The sequence below is a fragment of the Paenibacillus plantiphilus genome (genome assembly GCF_927798095.1).
GTDB lineage: Bacteria > Bacillota > Bacilli > Paenibacillales > Paenibacillaceae > Paenibacillus_Z > Paenibacillus_Z plantiphilus.
On the sequence record NZ_CAKMMF010000059.1, the window covers coordinates 1 to 5,236 of the forward strand.

At 44.7% G+C, this 5,236-nt stretch carries 6 protein-coding genes; all 6 read right to left on the bottom strand.

What is annotated here, in order from left to right:
* Positions 1-247, bottom strand: a 247-nt coding sequence (locus tag L6H65_RS26210) for a stalk domain-containing protein (RefSeq protein WP_236347657.1), incomplete at its 3' end; no start/stop codon positions are given.
* A 333-nt stretch (positions 248-580) separates the two neighbouring features.
* On the bottom strand, positions 581-1,588 hold the full coding sequence (locus tag L6H65_RS26215) for a copper amine oxidase N-terminal domain-containing protein (protein WP_236347659.1): 1,008 nt from the start codon (positions 1,586-1,588) through the stop codon (positions 581-583).
* 325 nt (positions 1,589-1,913) lie between these two features.
* Positions 1,914-2,921 (bottom strand): copper amine oxidase N-terminal domain-containing protein, encoded by a 1,008-nt coding sequence (locus L6H65_RS26220; RefSeq protein ID WP_236347662.1) that lies wholly within the window; start codon positions 2,919-2,921, stop codon positions 1,914-1,916.
* A gap of 164 nt (positions 2,922-3,085) precedes the next feature.
* Positions 3,086-3,319: a hypothetical protein gene (locus tag L6H65_RS26225; protein ID WP_236347665.1), complete on the bottom strand. Its 234-nt coding sequence runs from the start codon at positions 3,317-3,319 to the stop codon at positions 3,086-3,088.
* Positions 3,320-3,339: 20 nt separating this feature from the next.
* Positions 3,340-4,347: a copper amine oxidase N-terminal domain-containing protein gene (locus L6H65_RS26230; RefSeq protein WP_236347668.1), complete on the bottom strand. Its 1,008-nt coding sequence runs from the start codon at positions 4,345-4,347 to the stop codon at positions 3,340-3,342.
* 325 nt (positions 4,348-4,672) lie between these two features.
* The coding region (locus tag L6H65_RS26235) for a hypothetical protein (RefSeq protein WP_236347671.1) at positions 4,673-5,236 on the bottom strand (564 nt) is incomplete at its 5' end.

Here is a 5,236-nt window from a genome sequence, read left to right on the forward strand (position 1 = left end):
CTTTCTTCGTTTTTCCATCCCAGCTCACCTGTACCCCCAGTGCTTCGGCAATAAAGCGGATCGGAACCTGTATCCGGCTCTGTTTATCTACGAATGGCTGGCCATCCGGAAAGTACAGCCGGTCCCCATTCACGACCGCACGCAAGGGCATACTCAGAGCGGAGGTTTCGACAGGCATGGAGCCTATCAAGGTCATGCTGAATAAGAGTGTTACAACCACCATTTTTAACATGTTGAGCTTCTTCATGATTCAATCTCCTTTGCAGTCCCTGCATATGTTAACGAATTGTCGGACGCCACATCACATCGTACAAATAGGATTCCCCAGGCATAATCCTTCCGCTCCATATTTCCAATACCCCCCACTTAGTGCCAGAGTTCAATGCAGGGATTAAGCCGACTTGTATGTATGGGTTGTAAGAGAGGAGGCTCATCCCCCTCTACCAACACTTCAGGCTAATGGAAGCTGCATGAGCCCTCTCTCCCTGGATCCACGGGATTAATAAACCGATGAATACCATAGCTAAGGCGAGCCTGAATAGATGTCTCGTCTCACTCATCCTTTCGATCCTCTGTTCGATTACCATTGAAACATTTTGTTGAAATCAAAGTCTTTATATTCTATTTGAGGATATTTTCCAGATTGGGGAATATAAATCGCGCTTTTTGAAACACCAGGTTCAACCACAATATTGAATGCGCCTGTATCTTTGTCAAGTAGACCACCCAGATCCTTCTTTAGACTAACCGACATAATAATATTGAAGAACTCCACCTCACTTGAGCTCGATATTGGGACAACTTTTGTAAACGAGCCGTCATTCGGAATGCGGTTTTCCTTAATATTAGTCCCGTCACTGTAGCTTTTGGAACCGCCCTTTTTAAAATGTACCCGAGCCCCGAACGACCACTCATAAGCTTCCGGGATTTTAGGGTACGTACACTTAATCACATACTTCCCGTTCTCCTTCACAAAGGTAAGCTGATTGGCTAATTTGAGTACGAATTCTTCCGTTTTATCGACCGACATCCGTTCATACTCATCGATATCCCTCACATTATTAAATGGAATCCCATCGTAATAGGTGGTTGTTCCTTTTTCCTTCTCCTCTGGTTTCACTGGCGTAGATGTATTGCCTTGCATCGTTACATAGACGGTGCGAATGACATGCTCCCACTTAACCGCTGCGCCGAAGGCCTCGGCCACATATCTTGCCGGGACATAGGTCCGGCCATCCTTTAACAGCGCCACCGTGTCCATCTTTAATTTCTTGTCGCTCACTTCATATTCTCTCTTGCCGATCGTTAACGTCACTTTCGTCGTTCCCGAATGGAACAAGGCTTTCTTCGTTTTTCCATCCCAGCTCACCTGTACCCCCAGTGCTTCGGCAATAAAGCGGATCGGAACCTGTATCCGGCTCTGTTTATCTACGAATGGCTGGCCATCCGGAAAGTACAGCCGATCCCCATTCACGACCGCACGCAAAGGCATACTCAGAGCGGAGGTTTCGACAGGCATGGAGCCTATCAAGGTCATGCTGAATAAGAGTGTTACAACCACCATTTTTAACATGTTGAGCTTTTTCAAGATTCAATCTCCTTTACAGTCCCTACATATGTTAACGAATTGTCGGACGCCACATCACATCGTACAAATAGGATTTCCCTGGCATAATTCTTTATTGACTTTAGCCATGAGTGCCAGAGTTCAATGAAGGGATTAAGCCGATTTGTATGTACCGGCTGTAAGACAGAGGGAGGCTCCCCTTCTACCAATACCTCCGGTTTATTAGAAGAAGCGGCCTGAATCCGCGCTCCCTGAATCCATAGAATAGACAACCCGATGATTACCATAGCTTGGGAAAGCCTGAATAAACGTCTCATCTTACTTCCCCTTACTATCTTCTATTGTTTTACCATTGAAACATTTTGTTGAAATCAAAGTCTTTATATTCCACCTGCGGATATCTGGAGGATTGGGGAATATAAATCGCGCTTTTTGAAACACTGGGTTCTACCACAATATTGAATGATCCCGTTTCTTTATCTAATAAACCACCTAATTTTTTCTTTAGACTAACGGACATAATAATATTGAAGTACTCCACCTCACTTGCACTCGATATTGGGACAGCTTTTGTAAACGAGCCGTCAATCGGAACGCGGTTTTCCTTAAAACTAGTCAAAGCGCTGTAACTGTTGTAGCCGCCTTTTTTAAAATAAATTCGAACCCCTAAAGACCACTCATAGGCTTCCGGAATCTTAGGATACGTACACTTAATCACATACTTCCCGTTCTCCTTCACAAAGGTAAGCTGATCTGCTAATTTCAGTACGAATTCTTCCGATTTATCGACCGACATCCGTTCATACTCATCGATGTCCCTCACATTATTAAATGGAATCCCATCGTAATAGGTGGTTGTTCCTTTTTCCTTCTCCTCTGGTTTCACTGGCGTAGATGTACTGCCTTGCGTCGTTACATAGACGGTGCGAATGACCTGCTCCCACTTAACCGCTGCGCCGAAGGCCTCCGCTACATATCTAGCTGGGACATAGGTCCGGCCATCCTTTAACAGCGCCACCGTGTCCATATTTAATTTCTTGTCGCTCACTTCATATTCTTTCTTGCCGATCGTTAACGTCACTTTCGTCGTTCCCGAATGGAACAAGGCTTTCTTCGTTTTTCCATCCCAGTTCACCTGTACCCCCAGTGCTTCGGCAATAAAGCGGATCGGAACCTGTATCCGGTTCTGTGCATCTACGAATGGCTGGCCATCCGGAAAGTACAGCCGATCCCCATTCACGACCGCACGCAAGGGCATACTCAGAGCGGAGGTTTCGACAGGCATAGAGCCTATCAAGGTCATGCTGAATAAAAGTGTTACAACCACCATTTTTAACATGTTGAGCTTCTTCATGATTCAATCTCCTTTACAGTCCCTGCATATGTTAACGAATTGTCGGACGCCACATCACATCGTACAAATAGGATTTCCCTGGCGTAATCCTTTATTGACTTTATAAATAGAAATGAGCTAAACTATCTCCGCATTGTACAGGTTCTTTCCTAATTCCTTATCCGTTATCGTTTTGTCCGTGCCATATTTCCAATACCCTCCACTATAGTGCCAGAGTTCAATGCAGGGATTAAGCCGACTTGTATGTATGGGTTGTAAGAGAGGAGGCTCATCCCCTCTACCAACACTTCAGGCTTAATGGAAGCTGCATGAACCCTCTCTCCCTGGATCCACAGGATTAATAAACCGATGAATACCATAGCCAAGGCGAGCCTGAATAGATGTCTCGTCTCACTCATCCTTTCGATCCTCTGTTCGATTACCATTGAAACATTTTGTTGAAATCAAAGTCTTTATATGCCACCTGCGGATATTCGCCAGATTGGGGAATATAAATCGCGCTTTTTGAAACACCCGGTTCTGCCACAATATTGAATGCACCTGTTTCTTGAGGTAACGTACCGCCAAGGCTCTTCTTTAGACTAACGGACATAATAATATTAAAGTACTCCACTTCACTAGCATTAGATATCGGAACAGCTTTTGTAAACGATCCACTATTTGGAATCCGGTTTTCCTTAAAATTAGTAATAGGACTGTAACTAATGTAGCCACCCTTTTTAAAATGCACCCGAACCCCTAATGACCACTCATAAGCTTCCGGGATTTTAGGGTACGTACACTTAATCACATACTTCCCGTTCTCCTTCACAAAGGTAAGCTGATCCGCTAATTTGAGCACGAATTCTTCCGATTTATCGACCGACATCCGTTCATACTCATCGATGTCCCTCACATTATTAAATGGAATCCCATCGAAATAGGTGGTTGTTCCTTTTTCCTTCTCCTCTGGTTTCACTGGCGTAGATGTACTTCCTTGCGTCGTTACATAGACGGTGTGAATGACCTGCTCCCACTTAACCGCTGCGCCGAAGGCCTCGGCTACATATCTAGCCGGGACATAGGTGCGACCATCCTTTAATAGCGCCACCGTATCCATATTTAATTTCTTGTCGCTCACTTCATATTCTTTCTTGCCGATCGTTAACGTCACTTTCGTCGTTCCCGAATGGAACAAGGCTTTCTTCGTTTTTCCATCCCAGCTCACCTGTACCCCCAGTGCTTCGGCAATAAAGCGGATCGGAACCTGTATCCGGCTCTGTTTATCTACGAATGGCTGGCCATCCGGAAAGTACAGCCGGTCCCCATTCACGACCGCACGCAAGGGCATACTCAGAGCGGAGGTTTCGACAGGCATGGAGCCTATCAAGGTCATGCTGAATAAGAGTGTTACAACCACCATTTTTAACATGTTGAGCTTCTTCATGATTCAATCTCCTTTGCAGTCTTTGCATATGTTAGCGAATTGTCGGACGCCATATACATCGTACAAATAGGATTCTCCTGGCATAATCCTTTATTGACTTTAGCCATGAGTGCCAGAGTTCAATTCCGGGATTAAACCGACTTGTATGTACCGGCTGTGCGACAGAGTGAGGATCCCCTTCCACCAATACCTCCGGTTTAATAGAAGAAGCGGCCTGAATCGGCGGCCCCCTGAATCCATAGAATAGACAACCCGATGATTACCATAGCTAGGGGAAACCTGAATAAACGTCTCATCTTACTCCCCCTTCCTATCTTCTGTTGATTTACCATTGAAACATTTTGTTGAAATCAAAGTCTTTATATTCTACTTGCGGATATTCGCCAGATTGGGGAATATAAATCGCGCTTTTTGAAACACCGGGTTCTACCACAATATTGAATGCGCCTGTATCTTTGTCTAGTAGACCACCCAGATCCTTCTTAAGACTAACCGACATAATAATATTGAAGTACTCTATTTCACTGGAACTTGATATTGGGACAGCTTTTGTAAACACTCCACTATTTGGAACCCGGTTTTCTTTAAAATTTGTGATAGGGTTGTAGCTAATGTAGCCGCCTTTTTTAAAATACACCCGAGCCCCGAACGACCACTCATAGGCTTCCGGGATTTTAGGGTACGTACACTTAATCACATACTTCCCGTTCTCCTTCACAAAGGTAAGCTGATCGGCTAATTTGAGTACGAATTCTTCCGTTTTATCGACCGACATCCGTTCATACTCATCGATGTCCCTCACATTATTAAACGGAATCCCATCGAAATAGGTGGTTGTTCCTTTTTCCTTCTCCTCTGGTTTCACTGGCGTAGATGTATTGCCTTGCGT

Bases quoted from the DNA above. Each gene is read 5' to 3' on its own strand.
- L6H65_RS26220 (WP_236347662.1), bottom strand. From the start codon at position 2,921: ATGAAGAAGCTCAACATGTTAAAAATGGTGGTTGTAACACTTTTATTC.
- L6H65_RS26225 (WP_236347665.1), bottom strand. From the start codon at position 3,319: ATGAGTGAGACGAGACATCTATTCAGGCTCGCCTTGGCTATGGTATTC.
- L6H65_RS26230 (WP_236347668.1), bottom strand. From the start codon at position 4,347: ATGAAGAAGCTCAACATGTTAAAAATGGTGGTTGTAACACTCTTATTC.